21 protein-coding genes are annotated in these 20,666 nt (G+C 70.2%); 12 read left to right on the top strand and 9 right to left on the bottom strand.

All coding sequences use genetic code 11. The features are described 5' to 3' along the window. Positions 1 to 8 precede the first annotated feature (8 nt). Together OG452_RS09920 and OG452_RS09925 are read left to right on the top strand one after the other, a co-directional pair. Positions 9 to 1,115, top strand: coding sequence for an amidase (locus OG452_RS09920; RefSeq protein WP_327295249.1), 1,107 nt, complete (start codon positions 9 to 11; stop codon positions 1,113 to 1,115). A gap of 89 nt (positions 1,116 to 1,204) precedes the next feature. Further along, complete coding sequence (locus OG452_RS09925; protein ID WP_327299572.1) at positions 1,205 to 3,904, top strand: SpoIIE family protein phosphatase; 2,700 nt, start codon at positions 1,205 to 1,207, stop codon at positions 3,902 to 3,904. Positions 3,905 to 3,994: 90 nt separating this feature from the next. Here OG452_RS09925 and OG452_RS09930 read toward each other — a convergent pair whose 3' ends face one another. Beyond that, complete coding sequence (locus OG452_RS09930; RefSeq protein WP_327295250.1) at positions 3,995 to 5,095, bottom strand: ferritin-like domain-containing protein; 1,101 nt, start codon at positions 5,093 to 5,095, stop codon at positions 3,995 to 3,997. 125 nt (positions 5,096 to 5,220) lie between these two features. On the opposite strand from OG452_RS09930, the gene OG452_RS09935 reads away from it, so the two are divergent. The 6 genes from OG452_RS09935 to OG452_RS09960 all read left to right on the top strand — a co-directional run bounded on the left by OG452_RS09935 (position 5,221) and on the right by OG452_RS09960 (position 8,684). Then, a complete protein-coding gene (locus tag OG452_RS09935) occupies positions 5,221 to 6,153 on the top strand; it encodes an AurF N-oxygenase family protein (protein WP_327295251.1) in 933 nt (310 codons plus the stop codon). A gap of 490 nt (positions 6,154 to 6,643) precedes the next feature. Next, complete coding sequence (locus tag OG452_RS09940; protein WP_327295252.1) at positions 6,644 to 7,207, top strand: HNH/ENDO VII family nuclease; 564 nt, start codon at positions 6,644 to 6,646, stop codon at positions 7,205 to 7,207. After that, positions 7,204 to 7,683: an SMI1/KNR4 family protein gene (locus OG452_RS09945; RefSeq protein WP_327295253.1), complete on the top strand. Its 480-nt coding sequence runs from the start codon at positions 7,204 to 7,206 to the stop codon at positions 7,681 to 7,683. Before OG452_RS09940 ends, OG452_RS09945 begins: the two co-directional genes overlap by 4 nt. A gap of 76 nt (positions 7,684 to 7,759) precedes the next feature. Then, positions 7,760 to 8,029, top strand: coding sequence for a hypothetical protein (locus tag OG452_RS09950; RefSeq protein WP_327295254.1), 270 nt, complete (start codon positions 7,760 to 7,762; stop codon positions 8,027 to 8,029). Between the two features lie 176 nt (positions 8,030 to 8,205). Next, positions 8,206 to 8,346: a hypothetical protein gene (locus tag OG452_RS09955; RefSeq protein ID WP_327295255.1), complete on the top strand. Its 141-nt coding sequence runs from the start codon at positions 8,206 to 8,208 to the stop codon at positions 8,344 to 8,346. Between the two features lie 74 nt (positions 8,347 to 8,420). Further along, positions 8,421 to 8,684 (top strand): hypothetical protein, encoded by a 264-nt coding sequence (locus OG452_RS09960; protein WP_327295256.1) that lies wholly within the window; start codon positions 8,421 to 8,423, stop codon positions 8,682 to 8,684. A gap of 582 nt (positions 8,685 to 9,266) precedes the next feature. Here the strand turns inward: OG452_RS09960 and OG452_RS09965 are convergent. Beyond that, the gene (locus tag OG452_RS09965) at positions 9,267 to 9,476 is read right to left on the bottom strand and encodes a DUF397 domain-containing protein (RefSeq protein ID WP_327295257.1); all 210 of its coding nucleotides are present in this window, start codon (positions 9,474 to 9,476) and stop codon (positions 9,267 to 9,269) included. Beyond that, a complete protein-coding gene (locus OG452_RS09970) occupies positions 9,473 to 10,351 on the bottom strand; it encodes a helix-turn-helix domain-containing protein (RefSeq protein ID WP_327295258.1) in 879 nt (292 codons plus the stop codon). The genes OG452_RS09965 and OG452_RS09970 overlap by 4 nt, the downstream gene beginning before the upstream one ends. Positions 10,352 to 10,514: 163 nt before the next feature. On the opposite strand from OG452_RS09970, the gene OG452_RS09975 reads away from it, so the two are divergent. After that, a complete protein-coding gene (locus OG452_RS09975) occupies positions 10,515 to 11,027 on the top strand; it encodes an ATP-binding protein (protein WP_327295259.1) in 513 nt (170 codons plus the stop codon). Here OG452_RS09975 and OG452_RS09980 read toward each other — a convergent pair. Then, positions 11,000 to 12,226, bottom strand: a complete 1,227-nt coding sequence (locus OG452_RS09980; protein WP_327295260.1) for a 4-hydroxybenzoate 3-monooxygenase — start codon at positions 12,224 to 12,226, stop codon at positions 11,000 to 11,002. The two genes, OG452_RS09975 and OG452_RS09980, sit on opposite strands and share 28 nt — an antisense overlap. Before the next feature lie 160 nt (positions 12,227 to 12,386). On the opposite strand from OG452_RS09980, the gene OG452_RS09985 reads away from it, so the two are divergent. The 3 genes from OG452_RS09985 (at position 12,387) to OG452_RS09995 (ending at position 14,886) form a co-directional block, all read left to right on the top strand. Then, positions 12,387 to 13,115 carry a TetR/AcrR family transcriptional regulator gene (locus OG452_RS09985; RefSeq protein ID WP_327295261.1) on the top strand — a complete coding sequence of 243 codons (729 nt, stop codon included), beginning with the start codon at positions 12,387 to 12,389 and terminating at the stop codon, positions 13,113 to 13,115. A gap of 65 nt (positions 13,116 to 13,180) precedes the next feature. Then, positions 13,181 to 13,459 (top strand): hypothetical protein, encoded by a 279-nt coding sequence (locus OG452_RS09990; protein WP_327295262.1) that lies wholly within the window; start codon positions 13,181 to 13,183, stop codon positions 13,457 to 13,459. Between the two features lie 197 nt (positions 13,460 to 13,656). Further along, positions 13,657 to 14,886 carry a C40 family peptidase gene (locus OG452_RS09995; protein WP_327295263.1) on the top strand — a complete coding sequence of 410 codons (1,230 nt, stop codon included), beginning with the start codon at positions 13,657 to 13,659 and terminating at the stop codon, positions 14,884 to 14,886. A gap of 88 nt (positions 14,887 to 14,974) precedes the next feature. Here OG452_RS09995 and OG452_RS10000 read toward each other — a convergent pair whose 3' ends face one another. Genes OG452_RS10000 through OG452_RS10020 form a run of 5 tightly spaced genes read right to left on the bottom strand, consistent with a single transcriptional unit; the run spans position 14,975 to position 20,288 of the window. Further along, positions 14,975 to 16,210, bottom strand: coding sequence for a styrene monooxygenase/indole monooxygenase family protein (locus OG452_RS10000; protein ID WP_327295264.1), 1,236 nt, complete (start codon positions 16,208 to 16,210; stop codon positions 14,975 to 14,977). A gap of 14 nt (positions 16,211 to 16,224) precedes the next feature. Next, the gene (locus OG452_RS10005) at positions 16,225 to 16,851 is read right to left on the bottom strand and encodes a GTP-binding protein (protein WP_327295265.1); all 627 of its coding nucleotides are present in this window, start codon (positions 16,849 to 16,851) and stop codon (positions 16,225 to 16,227) included. After that, entirely contained in the window at positions 16,832 to 17,221 is a 390-nt protein-coding gene (locus OG452_RS10010; protein WP_327295266.1) for a DUF742 domain-containing protein, read from the bottom strand. The genes OG452_RS10005 and OG452_RS10010 overlap by 20 nt, the downstream gene beginning before the upstream one ends. Continuing rightward, positions 17,218 to 17,703 carry a roadblock/LC7 domain-containing protein gene (locus OG452_RS10015; protein ID WP_327295267.1) on the bottom strand — a complete coding sequence of 162 codons (486 nt, stop codon included), beginning with the start codon at positions 17,701 to 17,703 and terminating at the stop codon, positions 17,218 to 17,220. The genes OG452_RS10010 and OG452_RS10015 overlap by 4 nt, the downstream gene beginning before the upstream one ends. After that, positions 17,700 to 20,288: a sensor histidine kinase gene (locus OG452_RS10020; protein ID WP_405563024.1), complete on the bottom strand. Its 2,589-nt coding sequence runs from the start codon at positions 20,286 to 20,288 to the stop codon at positions 17,700 to 17,702. Before OG452_RS10020 ends, OG452_RS10015 begins: the two co-directional genes overlap by 4 nt. Positions 20,289 to 20,666: the final 378 nt, after the last annotated feature.

The following is a 20,666-nucleotide window of genomic DNA, read 5'->3' on the forward strand; positions in this document are numbered from 1 at the left end:
TGAGGGCGATGCCGGTGAACGCGGTGGTGGCGCAAGCGCTCGGGCGGATCGCACGGCTGGACCCCGCGCTCAGCGCCTTCACCGAGGTCTGGCCGGATGCGGCGCAGGGCTGCCCGCCCCCGGACCACCCCGGGGGCGACGCTCCGCCGCTCGCCGGAGTGCCCCTCTCCGGGGCCCCGTTCGCGGTGAAGGGCCCGTCCGGCCTCCGCGGGTACGCGGCCCGGCGGCTGCGGGCCGCGGGCGCCGTCCCGGTCGGCTCGACGGCGGTGCCGGGGCCCGGGACGCACTGGCAGACCTGGGGCCTCGGCGCGCACGGCCCCACCCGCAATCCGTGGCGCCCGGACCGTACGCCTGGCGGTTCGTCGGCCGGGTCGGCGGTGTCGGTCGCCACCGGCATGGTCCCGCTGGCCACCGGGAGCGACGGCGCGGGATCGGTGCGGATACCGGCCGCGTGGTGCGGCGTGCTGGGCCTCAGGACGACGGCGGGGCTGCTGCCGTCGCCCGACCGGACCGGGCTGGCGTCGGCCGGCGTGCTGGCGGCCGACGCCTCCTGGGCGGAGGCGTATCTGCGTGCGGTGACGGGCCGGTACGAACCGTCCCTGCCGGAGTTCCCGGTGTCCGCCGTCTGGTCGGCGGACCTGGGCTTCGCCGCGGTCGACGACGAGGTGGAACGGGTGGCCAGGCGAGCGGTGGACCGGATGGCGGCGGCCGGTCTCGTACGCCTCGACGCCACCTCGTACGACCTGCTCGACCCGTGCGATGCCTGGCTGGCGGTGCGCGGCGGACAGCCGGACCTGGCCACGGCTGTCCGTGCGGAGAACGACCACCGGCTGGCGTCCCTCTTCGCCCGCACCCCGTTGCTGCTCACACCAGTGACACCGAACCGGCCGCATGGCCATGAAGGGCCGGGCGAACGGTACTCGACCTCGCTGACCTGGGCTTTCAACCTCAGTGGTCATCCGGCGGCAAGCATTCCGGCGGGCTTCGGCCCGGATGGGTGCCCGGTGGGACTGCAGATCGTGGCCCCGCGCGGGCAGGACGCCTCGCTGCTGGAGATGGCGCGGGCCGCCGAGACGATCTTGGACAGGACCGCTTGGCCCGCTTCGCCCCGCTAAGGGATCAATGCTATGAAACGAGTGTGACCGCCCACCGCCGGAGCCCCGTGCCGCACCCGTCGCGCTGGGGGCTGCGCCGGAGTGTCGCCATGCAGGTGTTCGGTATGCAGGTGGTGCTGATCGTTCTGCTGGTCGCAGCGGCCGCGGTGGTGCTGGTGCTGCAGTCCAGGACCGACAGCGTGAACGCGGCGCGGAACCGCTCACTGGCCGCGGCCGAGGGGTTCGCCCACGCTCCCGGGCTGCCCCAGGCGCTGCGCTCACGCGATCCGACGGCCGCGCTGGAGCCGCTGGCGGAGGCCGCCCGCAAAGGGGCCGGGGTCGACTTCGTCACCGTGATGAGCACCCGGGGGATCCGCTACACGGACCCTCAGCGCGCCCTGATCGGCAAGCGGTCCTCAGGTGATCTGAGCAAGGCCGTGGCGGGGCACGCCTTCACCGAGATCTTCTCCGGGGCGCCGTCCGACGCCGTGCGTGCCGTCGCCCCCGTGCCCGACGGCCACGGCCGGGTCGTCGGCCTGGTCGCGGCCGGAATCGAGATCAACAATGTGACGGACCTGGTCAACCGGAGGCTGCCGCTCTTCCTCGGTACCACCGCGGCCGCCCTCGCCGTGGCCACCGTCGGGGCGGCTCTGGTCAGCCGCCGGCTCGGCCGCCAGACACACGGTCTGGGCCCCGCCGAGATGACCCGGATGTACGAGCACAACGACGCCGTTCTGCACGCGGTGCGCGAGGGCGTGCTCATCATCGGCAGCGAGGGGCAGGTCCTGCTGGCGAACGACGAGGCGCGCCGGCTGCTCTCCCTGCCGCCCGATGCCGAGCTCGGCCGGATCACGGACCTCGGGCTCGCCCCTGCCACGGAGCGGCTGCTGACCAGGGGCGAGCCGGTGACCGACGCCGTGCACCTCACCGGGGACCGGCTGCTTGCGGTCAACCTGCGGCTCACCCCGACCCGGGCCGGGCTCGGCAGCTCGGTGGTGACCCTGCGGGACACCACCGAGCTGCGCGCCCTGACCGGCCGCGCGGAAGTGGCCAGGGAGCGGCTGCAGTTGCTGTACGACGCGAGCGGGCGGGTGGGCACCTCGCTGGACGCGGTACGGACGGCCGAGGAACTGGCGGAAGTGGCCGTGCCGCGGTTCGCCGACTTCGTCACGGTGGACCTGACGGAGCCGGTGCTGTCCGGCGGGGAGCCGGGCGGCGCCTTCACCTCGATGCGGCGGGCCGCCGTACGGGGTGTCCGCGACAGCGGTGCGCTGGACCCGGCCGGCACCCGGATCGAGGTGGAGCCCGGAACCCCGCTGGCGCAGTACCTGGCCTCCGGTGAGGCCACTCTGGAGGCCGATCTCCCCGGTACGTCCGACTGGCGGGAGCAGGACCCGGCCGGCGGTCTGCGCGCGGTCGAAGAGGGGTTCGGCTCCCTGATCCGGATGCCGCTCACGGCGCGCGGGGTGGTACTGGGGCTGGTGAGCTTCTGGCGGACCCTGGAGCGTGAACCGTACGAGGAGGACGACCTCTCCTTCGCCGAGGAGCTGGCCCTGCGGGCGGCGCTGAGCGTCGACAACGCCCGCCGGTTCACCCGCGAGCACACCACGGCAGTCACCCTCCAGCAGAGCCTGCTCCCCCACGATCTGCCGGAGAACCGGGCCCTGGACGTGGCCCACCGCTACGTACCGGCGCGGACCGGGGTGGGCGGCGACTGGTTCGACGTCATCCCGCTGCCCGGCGCCCGGGTCGCACTGGTCATCGGCGATGTCGTCGGGCACGGCCTGCACGCCGCCGTGACCATGGGACGGCTCCGGACGGCCGTCCACAACTTCTCCTCCCTCGACCTGTCCCCGGACGAGATCCTGGGCCACCTCAACGACCTGGTCCTCACCATGGACGAGGGGAAGAGTTCGCTGGGTGACGGCACCGGCGTCACCGGGGCCACCTGTATGTACGCGGTGTACGAGTCCGTGTCGGGCCGATGCACGGTGGCGAGCGCCGGCCACCTCGGCCCGGCGCTCGTCGACCCCGACGGAACGGCGCGGTTCCCTGGCGTCCCCGTGGGGCCGCCGCTGGGCACCGCCAATCTGCCCTTCGAGACCGCGGTGCTCGACCTGGCCGCCGGCACCAGCCTGGTGCTCTACACCGACGGCCTGGTGGAGGAGCGCGGCCGGGACATCGATGTGGGCCTGGAACTGCTGCGCACCACCCTGGAGGAACAGGCCGGGCGCGACACGGAGCCGCAGGAGATGTGCCGGAGCGTGTTCGACGCGCTGTCGCCCTCGCACCGGGAGGACGACGCCGCCCTCCTCGTGGCCAGGACCCGGCTGCTCGACCCGGCGTCCGTCGCGGACTGGGAGCTGGACGCCGACCCGGCGGCGGTCGCCACGGTACGGTCCCAGGCGGCCCGCAGGCTCGGCGAATGGGGCCTGGACGAGATCGCGTTCAACACCGAGCTCATCCTGAGCGAACTGCTCACCAACGCGGTCCGCTACGGCACCGCCCCGATCCGGGTGCGGCTGCTCCACAGCGAGACCTTGACCTGCGAGGTCGCCGACAGCAGCAGCACCTCACCGCATCTGAAGCGGGCGGCGGCGATGGACGAGGGCGGGCGCGGGCTCTATCTCGTCGCGCAGTTCGCGGAGCGGTGGGGCACCCGGTACCCGCCGCACGGGAAGATCATCTGGGCCGAACAGCTCCTCACCGGGCCGCCGGCCCAGCCCCAGCAGTGGTCCGTGGATCTGGACGACCTCGACGACCTGGACGACCTGGAGGGTCCGGGAGGCCCGGGGGGCGCCGGCCCGTGACGGGCTCGGGGCGGTACCGGCCCCGGGGCAGCGCTCAGGCCCCGGCGGCCTCAGACTCCGTCCAGCGCCTCAGGCTCCGTCCGCGATGCCTCAGGCTCCGTCCGCGATCGCCGACTCCACCTCGGCGACCCGCTCCTGCTCCTCCTGCGCGAACCGTTCCCGGTCGAGCTGCTCGGCTATCTCCTCGTCCTGCGACATCAGCAGGTCCAGGTTCGAGTTGCCCATCTCGAAGACGCCCATGTCGACGTACGCCTTCTGCAGCCGCTTGCCCCAGAGACCGATGTCCTTGACGCAAGGGACGATCCGGCTGAAGAGCAACCGCCGGAAGAGCGTGAGGAATTCGGACTGCTCCGAGAGCTCCTCGGCCTCCTTGCGCGCGATGCCGAAGTTCTCCAGGACCTCCACGCCGCGCAGCCGGTCGCGCATCAGGTAGCAGCCCTCGATGACGAACTCCTCGCGCTCCCGCAGCTCGGCGTCGGTGAGCTGCTTGTAGTAGTCGCGCAGCGCCATCCGCCCGAAGGCCACATGGCGGGCCTCGTCCTGCATGACGTACGCCAGGATCTGCTTGGGCAGCGGCTTGTCCGTGGTGTCGCGGATCATGCCGAAGGCGGCGAGCGCCAGGCCCTCGATGAGGACCTGCATCCCCAGGTACGGCATGTCCCAGCGGGAGTCGCGCAGGGTGTCGCCGAGCAGGGCCTGGAGATTGTCGTTGATCGGGTAGAGCATCCCGATCTTCTCGTGCAGGAAGCGGCCGTATATCTCGGCGTGCCTGGCCTCGTCCATGGTCTGGGTGGCCGAGTAGAACTTGGCGTCCATGTCGGGCGCGGACTCCACGATCCGGGCCGCGCACACCATCGCGCCCTGCTCACCGTGGAGGAACTGGCTGAACTGCCAGGACGTGTAGTGCTTGCGCAACTCGCCCCGGTCGCGGTCGGTCATCTTCGCCCAGTGGGGCGTCCCGTACAGGGTCATCGCCTCGTCGGGCGTACCGAGCGGATCGTACGGGTCTACTTCGAGCGACCAGTCGATGCGCTTCGCGCCGTCCCACTGCTTGTCCTTGCCCTTCTGGTACAGGGCGAGGAGGCGGTCGCGCCCTTCGTCGTACTCCCAGCTGAACCGGGCCGAACCCGATGCGGGTATCTGCCAGTTGGGCTCGGCCGGCCCCTTGGTGTAGAGCTCATGCGTCGACATACCTCGCAGGCTCACACGTTGGTAGACGCCGGGTCAACAAGTCGCGTGCAAGGGATTGACCATCTTACTGACACGCAGTCTCATAAGAGGTGACCACCGGTAACCCCAAGCGAGGTACCTCAGAGATGACGACAGCGACCGAACGCGAAGTGCTCCGTGACGCCCTCGGCCTGCTCAGGGACCGCGAACAAGTAGCCGAGCGCCTCCTCGAATCGTCCGCCAAGCACTCCTTCGACCCGGACAAGGAACTGGACTGGGTGGCCCCCGTCGAGGACGGCAAGTGGTTCTGGCCGCCCGAGCTCGTATCGCTCTACGACACCCCGCTCTGGCGGAAGATGTCCGAGGACCAGCGGATGGATCTCGCCCGGCACGAAGCGGCCTCGCTCGCCTCGCTCGGCATCTGGTTCGAGATCATCCTGATGCAGCTGCTCGTCCGGCACATCTACGACAAGTCGGTGACCAGCAATCATGTGCGTTACGCGCTCACCGAGATAGCCGACGAGTGCCGGCACTCGATGATGTTCGCCAGGATGATCGAGAAGGGCGGGGCACCGTCGTACCCGGTCCCGCGGATGTACCACAACCTGGCACGGGTACTGAAGACCGTCTCGACCACCCCGGGCTCCTTCGCCGCGACCCTGCTGGGCGAGGAGATCCTCGACTACATGCAGCGGCTGACCTTCCCGGACGAGCGCGTCCAGACCCTGGTCCGCGGGGTGACCCGGATCCATGTGGTCGAGGAGGCACGCCATGTCCGGTACGCGCGTGAGGAGTTGCGCCGCCAGATGGTCACGGCGCCACGCTGGGAGCAGCACTTCACGAGGCTCAGCTGCGGTGAGGCGGCGCGGGTCTTCTCCACCTGCTTCATCAACCCCCAGGTGTACACGAACACCGGCCTGGACCGCCGCGAGGCCGTCGCCCAGGTCAAGGCGAGCGGCCACCGCGCGGAGGTCATGCAGAGCGGCGCCAAGCGCCTGACGGACTTCCTGGACGACATCGGCGTACTGCGGGGGGCCGGCCGCAGGCTGTGGGTGAGCTCGGGGCTGCTGGCGAAGTAGGGGGGCCGTCGGCGGGCGGGCGGCGCAAGGACAGCCGAGCGGTGACGCCGGGGGCGGGCAACCCACTGACGAGAGATCGATTTTCGGTCAATCCTGTTTCGCACTCCGGCCTCCCTCTTGCATCACCTTCACATGTTCCTCACAGGTAATCCCTGGCGCACGCACAGGAGTTGCGGGTCCCAGAGACCCTTCTGCCCGCTGCCGTGTTCGAGTCAGCACCACATCTGCCGCTTGTGACACCCCATCGCTCCATGTCTATGGTGCGTGCCGCGCCTCAAAAGCGGGGATCTTGACCACATCCCCTGCCGGGGGCGATGACCAAACTGGCACGCCCGGGGGGGTGTCGCACTGCACCTGACGGCTCACACTTTCCCAGCCGCACGTTCTGTTTGCCTTCGGCGTGCCCTTCACCTCCTGAAGGGATATTCCGATGCGCCCAAGACCGTGGTTCCGTATGCCCGGATTTCGAAGATCCGGAATTCTGGCCCCCGTGGTCACGTCCGTGGTGGCCCTTGCCGTTCTCGGTGGCCTGACGGTCCGCCCGGACTTGCTGGATCTCGGACGAGGTGCCGAGTCGGCGAGTGACTCGTACGACTGGTACGAGGACACGGCTGCTGAGAAGTTGCGGCAGGACCAGTGCTTGATGGGCGATGTGCTGCGGCTGGGCGGCCCGTCGATGGCCAAGACGGCGCAGGGTGGCCTCAACCAGGCCCCGGACCAGCTGCGGGTACTGGCTGACCGGCAGTACTGGCAGAAGACTCCGCTCGCCACGGCGTACACGGCGGACCGTGACGCGGCGGGCAAGGATCTCAAGCGGATGCAGCAGGGCCTCGCACCAATGGGCCCAGATGACATGCCCCTGAACCTCCACCACATGCTTCAGACCCAGGACGGACCGATGGCCGAGGTGACAAAGAAGATGCATCTCGACGAGAATTACCATCAGCTCCACTGGAAGTCAGGCAGCAAGATTCCTAGCGGAATCGACCGTCCAGAGTTCGACAAGTGGAAAAAGCTGTATTGGAAAGATAGGGCGAAGGGATTCAGTCCATGACGCGTGCCGTCGAGGCAAGTGAACGGGTGATCGCGCTGGTGCGGGAGAACGAAGACAATATGAACCATGCCGACGGCTGCGACGTCGAGGTACTGAACGCCGCGGAGCGAGAGATGGGTCTCGTATTCCCTCCGTCCTACCGGCGCCTCCTCGAAGAATTCGGCACCTGGGAAATCGCGGGAAAAGAGTTCTTCGGTGTGTACAAGTCGCCCGCCGGAGGGGGCGCCCTGTTGGGGTCGGTCGAGCAAACCCTGGAGGCTCGTCGTCAAGTCGGGCTGCCAGCCGATCTGATGGTCGTCATGGTCGATGACGTATGGGCATATGTTGTTCTCGACACCTCACGGGGAGACCAGGACGGCGAGTATCCGGTATTCGCCTGGAACCCTGGCCTCCAGGGGCGCGACAGCATGGAGAGGGTCGGAGAAAGCTTCGGTTCCTTCGCGCTGGAAGAGTGTCAGCGAGCCATGAGTACATAGAGGCGCCCATCCCTCATTTGTTGGGCCTCGCTGACACCCCGCATTTGTTGGGCCTCGCTGACACCCCGCTATACGGGTGAGGGCTGTTCTGGACCAGATCCGTCCTGTCGCGGATGACCTGGAGCAGGTGGCCGCGAAGCGCTCTGTGCCGGGTGTGGTGCCTGCACTGGAACAGGTCGTCGCCGAAGCCTGTGCGGACCTCGGTTACCGGCTGTTCCTGCGGGCCATGAAGGCGTACTCCGTGGATATCAGCGAAGAACGCTGCGAGATGTTCGTCGCTCTTGGCGAACGCTTCGAATACCCGGAGTTCCTCGCCGACGACAACCTCAACGTCAGAGTCGACTGAGCTGTCGGTCAGGCCCCGTTGAAGCCGATCTGTCCGTACTCGCGCTTCGGCGGGGCCTGTTCAGCTCTCTGGACAAGAGTCCTCACAGATGGAAGGAACTCATCCATGGCAGACCCGTACGAGGCGCATGCGGAACGGGCCAGTGGACGCCGAAACTCGCCGCGCGGGCGCAGTCAGTGACGGCTGTCGACGCCGCAGCCGAAGTACTGGCCCTCGCCGGCACGCGCACCGCTTCCCCCACCGTCCAGTTCGTCGAGGCCGACCTGTTCGAGTGGCAGCCTCCACGACGCTACGACACCGTGTTCTTTGCCTTCTGACTCTCCCGCGTCCCGCCGACACGACTGTCCCACTTCTGGAACACGTTTCCGCCGCGCTCGCGCCGGGAGGCAAAGTGATTCTCGTCGACGACGGTCCTGCCGCAGCGGCACACGAGGAAGTCCTCGCGAATCAGCCGGCCCCGGCAGCACTGCGACGGCTCGATGACGGCAGCCAGATACCGCATAGTGAAGGTATTCCACAATGCCCGGGCCTCACCGACGACCTCACAAGAATGGCGGGGTCGGTCCGCCTCCGGACCATGGCCGGGGACCTCATCGGCATCGCCGAACCGGCGACCGAAGAAGTCCGGCATGTCATCGCGGCCGACGTCGGCTGAGCCGGGTCGGTACGTGCCCTGTGCCTGCGCGCTGAGACTCGTGCCAGCGACGACGTTCTCGGCGTAGACGACGCCGTGAACGCCAACTCGTGACCCGCTTACGGCACACGCTCCCTGCGCTCAGGATCAGTAGCAGAGCGAGAAGTGCGGCTATGAGGGCCTGAGACGCACAAGCCACCGGCAGGTCAGCGCAGAAGAAGCCGTAGCTGACCGCTGCCAGGAAAGTCGGCCCCACGCTCACTACCAGGAAGAATCGCGTTACCGCGCCGGGGACGGCCTCCCCCTGGGCCGCCCACTGCTTCAGGCCCTCGGCAAACCAGAAAGCGACAAGTGCCGCCACGTCCAAGGCTGCGAGCAGAAACGCCAGACCAATGTCCACACCCCGCATCAGCATGCCCATCATGCTGACGCTGGCGACAGCCGCACGCCTGAGTACGGCTACTCAAGTGCATTGGACCGGACACCACGTGGGCGGCGAACATCTGCTGTCCGAGGGCGTTGCCACACGGCTCGACCAGACCTGCTGATGTACCTCACCCGATGTCAGGCGAGAAACATCAGCAGGCCCACCACACAGCTCGGTCAGCTCGCCGACGCGTACGCCACGAAACCCGCCCACGCGTCGGGGGTGAACCCGAGGTCCGGCCCCGGCACGTTCTTGGAGTCGCGGACGTGGACCGTGCCGGGTTCGGAGGCAACCTCGATGCAGTCGTTGCCGCTACTGCTGTCGCTGTAGCTGCTCTTGAACCACTCCAGCTCGGAAGCATCCCCGGCAGAGGGCTTGCGGATCATGTCTCTCCCAGCACTTGCTCGATGAAGGCCAGTGACTCCTCCGGCGAAAGAGCCTGGGCCCGGATCATGCCATAGCGAAGGTCAAGGACCCGCAGGTGTTTTGGGTCCGAGACCAGACGACCGTTGAACGCACCAGGCGATCGTCCCACGGCCGTGCCGTCACTGAACTTCAGTACCTCGATCCCGCCACCCAGCCCCGGGTGAGTCTCGACTTTGAGAGGCATGACCTGGAGTGAAACATTCCGCAACCGGCCCACCTCCAGAAGACGTTCGAGCTGACGGCGCCACTCCATTCTGCCTCCGATGGGCCGCCGCAGCGAAGCCTCTTCCTGGACGAAGCTGAGCGCGGGCGCCGGCGAACGGTCGAAGATCGAGCGCCGGGCCATCCGGCCTGCCACGCCTCGCTCCACTTCGTCACGGGAGTACGAAGGCTGTCGCGTCTCCAGCAACACCCGCGCATGGCCTTCCGTCTGCAACAGGCCGTGGATGCCATGTTCGGCGTACACCCCGACCTCGACCGCCCGTGCCTCCATCCGCGCCAGATCCCGGATCTTCTTCGGATACCGGACCTCGACGACGTCCTTCTTCATCGCGGCGATCTTCCCGCCCGCGCCCAGCACCCCGTCCGCCCTGTCCAGGAATTCCGGGCGCGGGATGCGCCGCCCACCCTCCACCTTGTAGACCAGGTCCTCCCCGTAGCCGATCGCGGCCCCGAACTCGCTCGCGCGCAGCCCCGCCGACTCCCGCCACGCCTTGAGCTGGCGGCCCACCGCGGCGACGACCGCCGCCCCGGACTCGTCATCGGGGTCGACGTCCCAGCCGGGATCGTCCGCCCCGACGTCCACGCGCTCCGTACCGGCCTCATCCACGCTCATCCGTGCCCCGCTTCCGACGTGTATGCCGTTCTGGCTCAACCCTGTTCGTCCCCAGCACGTCACCCCGGACAGCCGGGACAGCACTGGACAAGCCCGGGACAGTCACCGTACGTAGGCGTCGTGTCACTGGTCACGGTAGGCCGGTGCGGCGACTCTGAGTGACGTGACTCAAGAAATCACCCGAACCGAACGTTCTGCTCCCACCCGGCAGTTCACCGTCCTGCTCTCCCCCACCCGCCGGGGCGCCAGGCTCGCCCGGCTGCTCGCCGTCGCGCATCTGGGCGCCTGGGGGCTGCCGTCGGAGTCGGCCGCGCACATCGTCGCCGAGCTGGCCACCAACGCCACCGTCCACGGCCGGGTGCCCGGCAGGGACTTCCAGTTGAGCCTCGCCGTGCACGGGGACACGCTTCTGCGGATCGAGCTGACCGACACCCGGGGCGACCGGCTCCCGCCCACCGGTCCCGGCAGCAGCGCCCCGCCGGCCGACGACGCCGAGTCCGGGCGCGGTCTGCTGATCGTCGCAGCGCTCGCCGACCGCTGGGGCGTGGCCCCGGGGCCAGTCCCCCGCAAGGTGGTGTGGGCCGAGATCGACCTCGTACCGTGGCCGGCGCCACCGCAGTCACCCGGTCGCGGTCGCCCACGGCCCGGTCAGCGCCCGTCTTCCTCCCCCATGTAGAGGCCCGCGAACGACCTGGCCGCGGTGTCCGACTCCAGGAGCCGGCGCAGCCGGGCCCGCGCGGTGCCCGCCCGGAAGCGGTTGCCGGACGACGCCCCGTGCAGCACGTCCGAGAGCCACTGCGAGAACTCCTGGTACTGCCAGACGCGCCGCAGGGCCGCCTGCGAGTACCCCGCGAGCCCGCCGTCGTCGCCCGCGCCGTCGCCGCCCTCTCCCGGGTAGGCCGCGATCAGCGCGTCCGCGAGTAGCAGCGCGTCGTGGATCGCGAGGTTCATCCCCTTTGCCGCGATCGGTGCGATCAGGTGCGCCGAGTCGCCCGCGAGGTGGAGGCGGCCGTAGGACATCGGCTCCACCACGTAGTTGTGCATGTCCAGGACCACCTTCTCCACGAGCGGTCCCTCCGTGAGCGACGGAGTCCCGTCCGCGGCCAGCCGGGTGCGCAGTTCGTGCCAGACGCGCTCGTGCGGCCAGTCGTCCGGGGTGTCGCCGGGCGGGACCTGGAGGTAGTAGCGGGTGACCTCGGGGCTGCGGGCCATATGGGCGCCGAACCCGCGCTCGTGGATGCCGAAGACCACGCCGTCCGCCGACGGCGGTGCCTGGGCGAGCAGCGCCAGCCAGGCGACCCCGTCGTCGCGGCGGCTGACCGTGATCCGGCCGTCGGGTATCGCCGCCCGCGTGACCCCCCGCGCGCCGTCGCAGCCCGCGACGTAGTCGCACACCACGCGGTGCCGGGAGCCGGTGAGCGGATCGGTGTACGAGACCACCGGCCGGTCGCCGCCGATGCCGTCCAGCCGTACGTCCCGGACGCCGAAGCGGGCGTCACCCGCGCCCTTGTCCGCGTACGAGGCGATCAGATCGGTCACCAGCCGCGGCTGCGGATAGACGAAGTGGCGCCGCCCGGACAGCCCGGCCGTCGGCACGGTGTGCCGTTCGCCGTCGAACCGGAACTCGAACTCGCCCTGGGTCTCGGCCTGGACGAGTATCCGCTCCGCGAGACCGTGCCCGGCGAGAGCCCGTACCGCCCACTCCTCCATGAACCCGGCACGCGGCCTGCTCTCGATGAAATCTCTGCTCTCCGCTTCCAGAAGTACGCAGCCGATGCCGCTGTCGTGCAGCCGGTTCGCCACGACGAGCCCGGCGGGACCGGCCCCTATGACGACGACGGAGGTGTGCGTGAGAACGGGACGAGCCGAGGACACGTGGGGGTTCCCTTCGGGTTCGGGCGGCAGAGCGCCCAGGAGGACACGGGCCGGAACTGCGGAATGATCAGTCGCAGTATGGCGGTGGAACCTGGGCGGCCGGATCCGGGGCGCTCCCCGGAACGTGCCCCGCCCCGAACGCCGGGATTACGCTGCGTTCATGACCCCCGCAGCGATCCCCGCGTACCGACGCCTCAGCGTCGAGGAGCGCCGTGTCCAGCTCCTCGACGCGGCCCTGTCGCTCTTCGCACACCGGGCGCCCGACGAGGTCTCGCTCGACGACGTCGCCGAGGCGGCCGGGGTCTCGCGGCCACTCGTCTACCGCTACTTCCCCGGCGGCAAGCAGCAGCTGTACGAGAAGGCGCTGCGCTCGGCGGCCGACCAGCTCGAACTCTGCTTCGCCGAGCCGCAGACCGGCCCGCTCACCGTACGGCTGGCGCTGGTGCTCGACCGCTATCTCGCCTTCGTGGACGAGCACGACGCCGGGTTCTCCGCGCTGCTCCAGGGCGGCACCGTCGCCGAGACGTCCCGCACGGGGGCGATCGTGGACGAGGTGCGGCGGGCCGCGGCCGAGCAGATCCTCGTCCACCTCGGGGTCGGCGCACCGGGTCCGCGGCTGCGCATGATGGTGCGGACCTGGATCGCCGCCGTCGAGGCCGCCTCGCTGATCTGGCTGGACGAGGAGAAGCAACCGCCCGCCGGCGAGCTGCGCGACTGGCTGATCGACCATCTCATCGCGCTGCTCGCGGCGACGGCCGGGACGGACCCTCAGACCGCGGCGGCCGTCAGGACCGCGCTGGCCGATGAGCGGCCCGAAGGCGCGGTCGGAGCCCTGGCCCACCGGCTGCTGCCGGTGGTGGACGAGGCCGCGCGGCTGCTGGGCGGCTGACGCGCCGGAGAGGGGCGGCCGGGCGCCGTCCGCGAGCTGTCGGCGCGCTGCGTCAGACTGGGCAGGTGAAGAGCGAAGAGACCCTGTTCGAGGGCGGTCCGCTGGACGGGCGGATCCTTCCCGTCCTGCTCGGCCCGACCGGTCACCCGCCCAAGGTGTACGAGGTTCCCGTCCCGGACGCCGGGGGCGGGCCGACGACGGTACTGGTCTATGTCCGCACCCCGGCCGGTCACACCAGGCGTCTCGGCATCCAGCGCGGCTGGAAGTACGTGTACGCACCGGACGGCCGGCCCCGCACGCTGAAGTGGCCCTGGTCGAAACCGGACGTGCAACCGGAGGCGTGAGACCGGAGGCGGCGTGGAGCCGGACATCACGCCGGATATGGCGCCTGATAGGGAGTCAGGCGGCTGGTCCCGCAACGGTTCCGCCCTGTACGGGTGACGGGATTGAGCCGATCCGCCCACCCCGGAGGTGACAACGACGGCTTCGCCCCATGCTCGGCCCGGGGCGGACGGTCCGCCCCGGAAGCAGAGGTGATGTGGTGTCAGGCAGGCTGCTGCGGTTCATCTGTACGACGGCGCTGGCCACGGTGGTCGTCGGCGCGACCCCCGCGCTCGCCGTTCCGGTAGGTCTCGGCATCCCGGTCCCGTTCCCGCAACCGGGACCGGCAGCATCACCCGCCCCCACCGGGCCCGCAACTCCTGCCGGTCCCACCGGTTCCGCCAGTCCCGGTGACACCGGTCCCGGTGACGCTGCGCCGGACCCGGGCCCGACCCCACCCGGGGTGGCCGACCCGGCTGCGGGCGCGCCCGCCGTCGTGCCCGCGGTTCCCCGTACCCCGGCCGAGGCCACCCTGACCCGGCTCCGGACCCTCTACCAGCAGTCCGAGCAGGCCGGGCAGACCTACCGCGCCACCACGGAGGCGCTCAAGCGCCAGGAGGCCAAGGCGAAGAGCGTCGGCGCCGGTCTGGTGAAGGCGCGGATGGAGCTCGCCCAGAGCCGGAACGCCGCCGGCCGGCTGGCACGCGAGCAGTACCAGGAGCAGACCGGGCTGTCCCCCTACCTGGATCTGATGCTGGGCGGCAACCCCCAGCAGGCTCTCGACGCGGGCCACCAGATCCAGCGGGCGTCGGCCGATCTGATGGCCAAGGCCCGTCGGCTCAAGAAGGCCGAGGCGCACGCCGGGGCACTTGACACCGCGTCACGTGCCGCACTGCAGAAGAAGAAGGCGCTCGTCGCCCGGCAGAAGCAGCAGTACAGGACGGCCCAGGCCCGTCTGCGCGAGGCGGAAGCGCTGCTCGCCGGGCTCTCCCCCGGCGAGGTCTCCGACGTACAGGCGCAGGACGACGCCGATACGACCGCTGCCCAGGGCGCGCTGGACGCCTCCGGGGCGCTGAGCGGACCGCAGGCTTCCGCGTCGAGGCGCGGCACCCGGGCCGTGGCGTTCGGACTCGCCCAGGTCGGCAAGCCGTACCTCTGGGGCGCCGAGGGCCCCCGCTCCTTCGACTGCTCGGGGCTGACCTGGCGCGCCTGGGCGCACGCCGGGCGCACGATTCCCCGGACCAGCCAGGAGCAGTGGCGCCGGCTGCGCAGGGTCTCGCTGCGGTCGCTGCGGCCGGGTGACCTGATCGTCTACTTCCCGGGGGCCACCCATGTCGCGCTGTACATCGGCGGCGGCAAGGTCGTCCAGGCGCCCCGCCCCGGGGCCACCGTGAAGGTCTCCCCCATGGCGGCCAACCCGATCCTGGGCGCGGTCCGCCCGGACGCCTGAACGCCGATGCCCGCACGGCGTTGCCTGAATGCCGGGCGCCCGGACCCCGAACGCCCGGCGCCTGGCGCCTGGCGCCTGGCGCCTGGCCTCAGGCTCCGGCGACCGAGGCCAGGTACGCGTCGGTCTTCTCCGGGTCGAAGAAGAAGTTCTCGAAGTCGGCGGGGTTGTCGAACCCGTTGGCGAAACGATCCGCCACCGGCTGGAGCTGCCCCGCCGCCCCGATGAGGTTCAGTACGTGCTCCGGGGGGACGCCCAGCATCGCGTTCGTCCACTTGGTGACGTGCTGCGCCGTCTCCCAGTAGCGGTCGAACGTCTGCTGCATCCACGCCTCGTCGAAGGGCTGGTCGCCCCGCTCGACGATGGAGCCGAGGTAGGCGGCCGCGCACTTCGACGCCGAGTTGGAGCCCTGGCCGGTGATCGGGTCGTTGGCCACGACCACGTCGGCGACGCCGAGGACCAGGCCGCCGCCGGGCAGCCGGCCGACGGGGTTGCGGACCGTGGGGGCGTACCGGCCGGAGAGGGTGCCGCCCGCGTCGGTCAGTTCGACCTTGGTGGCCCGCGCGTACTCCCAGGGCGTGAACTTCTCCATGAGTTCCAGCGTGAGGGCCAGGTGCTCGGAGGGGTCCTTGATGCCCTGGAAGGCGTCCAGCGGGCCGCCGGGCACGCCCTCCCAGAAGAGGATGTCGGCGCGGCCGCTGTTGGTGAGGGTGGGCATCACGAAGAGCTCGCCGACGCCCGGCACCAGATTGCAGCGCACCGCGTCGAAGTCGGGGTGCTCGGGGCGTACGCCCATGCCGTGCACGTACGCCACCGCCAGCGCGCGCTGCGGCACGGTGAACGGCGAGCGCGACGCGTCCCGGCCGAACATCGAGACCAGCTCGCCCTTGCCCGCCGAGACCATCACCAGGTCGTACGTCCGGGCGAAGAAGTCCAGGTCGGAGACTGCCGCACCGTGGATGACCAACTGGCCGCCACGCCGCGCGAAGGACTCCATCCAGCCGGCCATCTTCACGCGCTGGTCGACGGACTGGGCGTAGCCGTCGAGCTTGCCGACCCAGTCGATGGCGCGGGAGGAGTCGGGCGCGGCGACCGAGACGCCCAGGCCCTCGATCTTCGGCGCCTGGGACTCCCAGAAGTTGAGCTGGAGGTCACGCTCGTGCTGGAGAGCCGTGTGGAACATGCACTGCGTGGACATGACCCTGCCGGAGCGGATCTCGTCGGCCGTGCGGTTGGACATGAGCGTGACCTCGTAGCCCTGGGACTGGAGGCCGAGAGCCAGCTGGAGCCCGGACTGGCCGGCTCCGACGATGAGTATCTTCCGCATGGCGGGTTGTTCTCCTATTCGGGGGTGGCGTCGAGAGCGTGGCCCACCAGGGCCAGCAGTGACTCGACCACCGTCATTCTGTTACGCGCGTCCATGATCAGTACAGGCACGTGCGGGGGAATCGTCAGGGCCTCCCGCACGTCCTGCGCCTCGAAGCCGGGTGTGCCCTCGAAGTGGTTGACCGAGACGATGTACGGGAGCCCGCAGCTCTCGAAGTAGTCAAGGGCGGGGAAGCAGTCGGCGAGTCTGCGGGTGTCGGCGAGGACTATCGCGCCGATCGCGCCGCGCACCAGGTCGTCCCACATGAACCAGAAGCGCTGCTGCCCCGGCGTGCCGAACACGTACAGCACGAGGTCGTCGTCGAGCGTCAGCCGGCCGAAGTCCATCGCGACCGTGGTGGTCACCTTGTCCGGGGTGGCGCTGAGGTCGTCGGTCTCCTCGCTCGCCTGGGTCATCAGGGCCTCGGTCTGGAGCGGGGTGATCTCAGAGACCGAGCTGACGAAGGTCGTCTTCCCCACGCCGAAGCCGCCCGCCACCACGATCTTGGTGGATATGGGGGCCCGGGTGCGGTTGTTCTGCCAGGCCTGGACGGCCTCATCGGCCTCGGCGGGGATCAGCGTCTCAGAGACGGCGGAGTCCACTCAGCACCCTTTCGAGCAAGGCGCGGTCGGGCTGGCCTTCGCCGTGCCCGGTACCGTACACACGGATCTTTCCCTGGTCTGCGAGGTCGCTGAGCAGGACGCGGACGACCCCCAGCGGCATCTTGAGCAGCGCCGAGATCTCCGCGACGGTACGCATCCGGCGGCAGATCTCGACGATGGCGCGCATCTCCGGCATGAGGCTCGCGGGGCCGTTGGCCAGCTCCGGGCGCTCCGGGGATGCTTCGATCGCGGCCACGAAGGTCTCAACGAAGAGGATGTGGCCGAATTTGGTGCGGCCGCCGGTGAGCGAGTACGGGCGCACTCGCGCGGGGCGGCGGTCCGGGTTGCGGGCCGGGAGGGCCGGAGTCACTGGGCGCTCTCCATCGATTTGCGCAGCTCGCTGCGGAGTTCGGGGGTGAGGACATGACCGGCACGGCCGACGAAGAGCGCCATGTGGTAGGCGACGACGCTCATGTCGCAGTCCGGTGTGGCGTGGACGCCCAGCAGTGAACCGTCGCTGATGGACATCACGAAGACGCTGCCCTCCTCCATCGCGACCATCGTCTGCTTGACGCTGCCGCCGTCCATCAGCTTCGCGGCGCCGATGGTGAGGCTGCCGATGCCCGAGACGATGGTGGCGAGGTCGGCGGCCGACCCCTTCGGGCCGCTCTGCCGGACAGTCGGGGCAGAACCGGCGGCCGAGACCCCGGGGTCCGACGAGAGCAGCATCAGCCCGTCGGACGAGACGACGGCGATGGAACGGAGCCCTGGGACCTCCTCCACGAGATTCTTCAACAGCCAGTGCAGGTTCCGGGCTTCACTGCTGAGTCCGAATGTGCTGGGCGCAGTCAACTGCGTGCCTCCTCGACACTGTCCCCCGCGTCATCGGTAGGTACAACATCCGATCTCTGCTCCGAGATCTCCGTTTCGACGTCCTTGCGGCCGTCCTTCGCTCCTTGGTGGAAGCCGCCGAGCCTACGGCGCAGGGCCTCGGCGTCCACACTGCCGGTGCGCTGTTTCGGGGCCGTGCCCGCGGGCTTGGTGACCTTGGGGACCCGCTTGGGCAGCCCCTTGTCGGTGATGCGCCCGGCCCCCTGCTCCGGGATACCGCCGGTGGCGGGCTCCGGGGCAGGTTCCGCGGCCGCCGGGTCGGGCCGGTACGCGGACTCGTGTGCGGGCTCGGGTACGGGCTCCGGCTCCGGTACGGGGCTGGGGCGCCGCATCGTGAAGGTCGGCTCGTCCACCTCGTCGGCGGTGCGCTCGTGGGTTTCGGGCCCTATCTCGTAACGCGACCTGGTCGGGATCGTGTTGGAGTTGGATTCGGCCATCGAGCCCGGCAGGTTGATCGCCGGTGCCGCGCCGGATTCGGGGACGAAGTGCGGGGGTGCGACCGGGGGGCCGTCCGGCAGCAGCGCGCTGGGCAGCACGACCACGGCGGCCACTCCGCCCTGCTTCTGCTCGCGCAGCTCGACCCGTACGCCGTGCCGCCTGGCCAGCAGCGAGGCCACGTGGAGGCCGAGTCCTGACTGCTCGTCGCCGGGCGCGCCGGGACGGGACGCGTCGGGGTCGGCGAGCAGCGCGTTGAGTTCGGTGCGCCGGCCTGGCGACATGCCGATGCCCTCGTCCTGTACGGAGAGCATCACCTCGCCGTTCTCCAGGAGCCAGCCGGAGAGCTGGACATGGGCTTCCGGCGGCGAGAACGCGGTGGCGTTCTCCAGCAGTTCGGCCACGAGGTGGCTGATGTCGTCGGCGGCGAAGCCCGCGATCTGGGCGTGCGGCGGCAGGGACTGGATGGCGACCCGCTCGTACCGCTCGATCTCACTGACCGAGGCACGCAGCACGTCCACCAGGGGCACCGGTCCCGCGCCCTGTCCATGGCCGTGCTCGGTGCCCGCGAGGACCAGCAGGTTCTCGCTGTGACGGCGCAGCACGGTCGCCATGTGGTCGAGCTTGAAGAGGGTGGCGAGCGCCTCGGGGTCCTGTTCGCGCTCCTCCAGGCCCTCGATGACCGTGAGCTGACGCTCGACCAGGCCGAGGGAGCGCAGCGAGAGGTTGACGAAGGTCGCGCGGACCGTGTGGCGCAGCCGGTCGAGGCGGGCGGTGACCTCGGCGGTGTCCGCCTCCAGCATGGCGCGCTCGGCGTCGAACCGGTCCCGGCCGCCGCGCAGCTCGCGCTGGTCGCCCGCGAGGGCTTCGGCGCGGGCGTCCGCGGTCAGCACCCTGGTGTGCAGGGCGTTGATGGAGCGGACGACCTGGGCGAACTCGTCGTTGCGGCCGGTGAAGACGATCGGCTCCTCCGTCTCGGGCGACCCGGCCAGGCGCGCGGCGCCGATCCGGAGCACCGCGAGCGGGCGGGTGAGCGTACGCGCGACGGCGGCGCCGACCCCGATGGTGAGGAGCAGCAGGAATCCGGCGAGGGCGATCCGCAGTTCGAGGGCGGTCACGGCCTCGTCGCGGAGCGCGGCGATCCGTTTGGCCTGCCGGATACCGAGCGAGGCCTCGACGCCGCGCATCTGGTCGGTGCGCGCCGCGAGCGCGGAGCCCACCTTGACCGGGTTGGTCTTGAGGTCGGACGCGGAGAGCGTGGGCTGGTCGGTCAGCCGCGAGAGATAGCCCTCGGCGGTGCTGACCTCCGGGCCGGAGACCGTGGAAGCGAGCGACTCCTGGTCGGCGGGGTCCGCGGCCTGGTCGAAGTCGGCGAGGGCGGCGAGTTCGCGGACCCTGGACTGCTGGGCCGCCGTGCTCAGCGCGTCCCTGGTGCGGCCGTCCGCGCCGCCGGTGTCGCCCGACTGCTGGACATAGGTTCCGGTCACCGGGTCGTACACGGGGGTCGTGACGGGGCGCGGGACGGCCAGCGCGCCGAGCAGCAGCCCGCGGGTCTGCGAGGCCTGCCCGACCGCCCGGCCGAGGTAGGCCGCGGCGCGGGTGGCCGCCGCCTCCCCGGGCGGTGTGCGGTCGGCGAGTTGGCCCGAGATCTCCTGGACTTTCTCGATCAGGTCGGAGTACGCCTTGTTGGCTTCGAGCGCGGTGCTCTTGCCGGTCAGGGCCGTCCTGCGCACGGAGGGGAGGGTGGCGAGGTCATGCCGGAGAGCGGCCGGTGCGGACGCGCCGATCTCCTCGATGTCGCTGTCGACACGGGTGGCCCGGTCGGCCGCCAGTCTGTCCTTCTTGGCGCGCCCGCCCGCGATGTAGACCGTGACGTCGTCCCGCTCGTCCGCGAGGTCGTGCGCCAGGGAGACGGTCTGCTGGTCCAGGTCGGAGAGGGTCACCAGTCGCTGGGCGTCGGTCAGTTCGGCCGACGCGCTGTAGACCGCCGGGGCACTGGCCGCGAGGACGGCGAGGCCGACGACGGCCACACCTGCGACCAGGCGCCTGCGTACCCGGGTGGTGCGCTCGGGTGGCACGCCTCTGTTGCCCCGAAGCCGCTTGTTCTGCACCGGTGCTCACAATCTTGACTCGTCCACGCATGACGCCGAGGTGATGACTGATCACAAGGATGCACTCCCACCTCTGGTACCGGCTTCTGACCATTCCAGTGGTTTTGGGAGGGGAGTGTGCATCACCAGGTCAGCCACCTGAACGAGTGAACATCAACAGCAAGTTGGCGAACAACTCTGCGACCCGCGCACGCGGGGCGCACGCGGGGCGCCGGTTGGAACTTCCGGACCGGCTTTGGCAGGATGCCCGCCCGCAGCGGACCGGCGGAGTAACGGAGTCGTACATTCCGTGCCAAGTTCCCCCGCCCGCACGGCGGTCCGTACCTTTCGCCCGTGCCTGTGCGCCCCCCCGTGAAGGCATCGGGCAGACTGATCGGT

It is taken from the genome of Streptomyces sp. NBC_01197 (assembly GCF_036010505.1).
Taxonomy (GTDB): domain Bacteria; phylum Actinomycetota; class Actinomycetes; order Streptomycetales; family Streptomycetaceae; genus Streptomyces.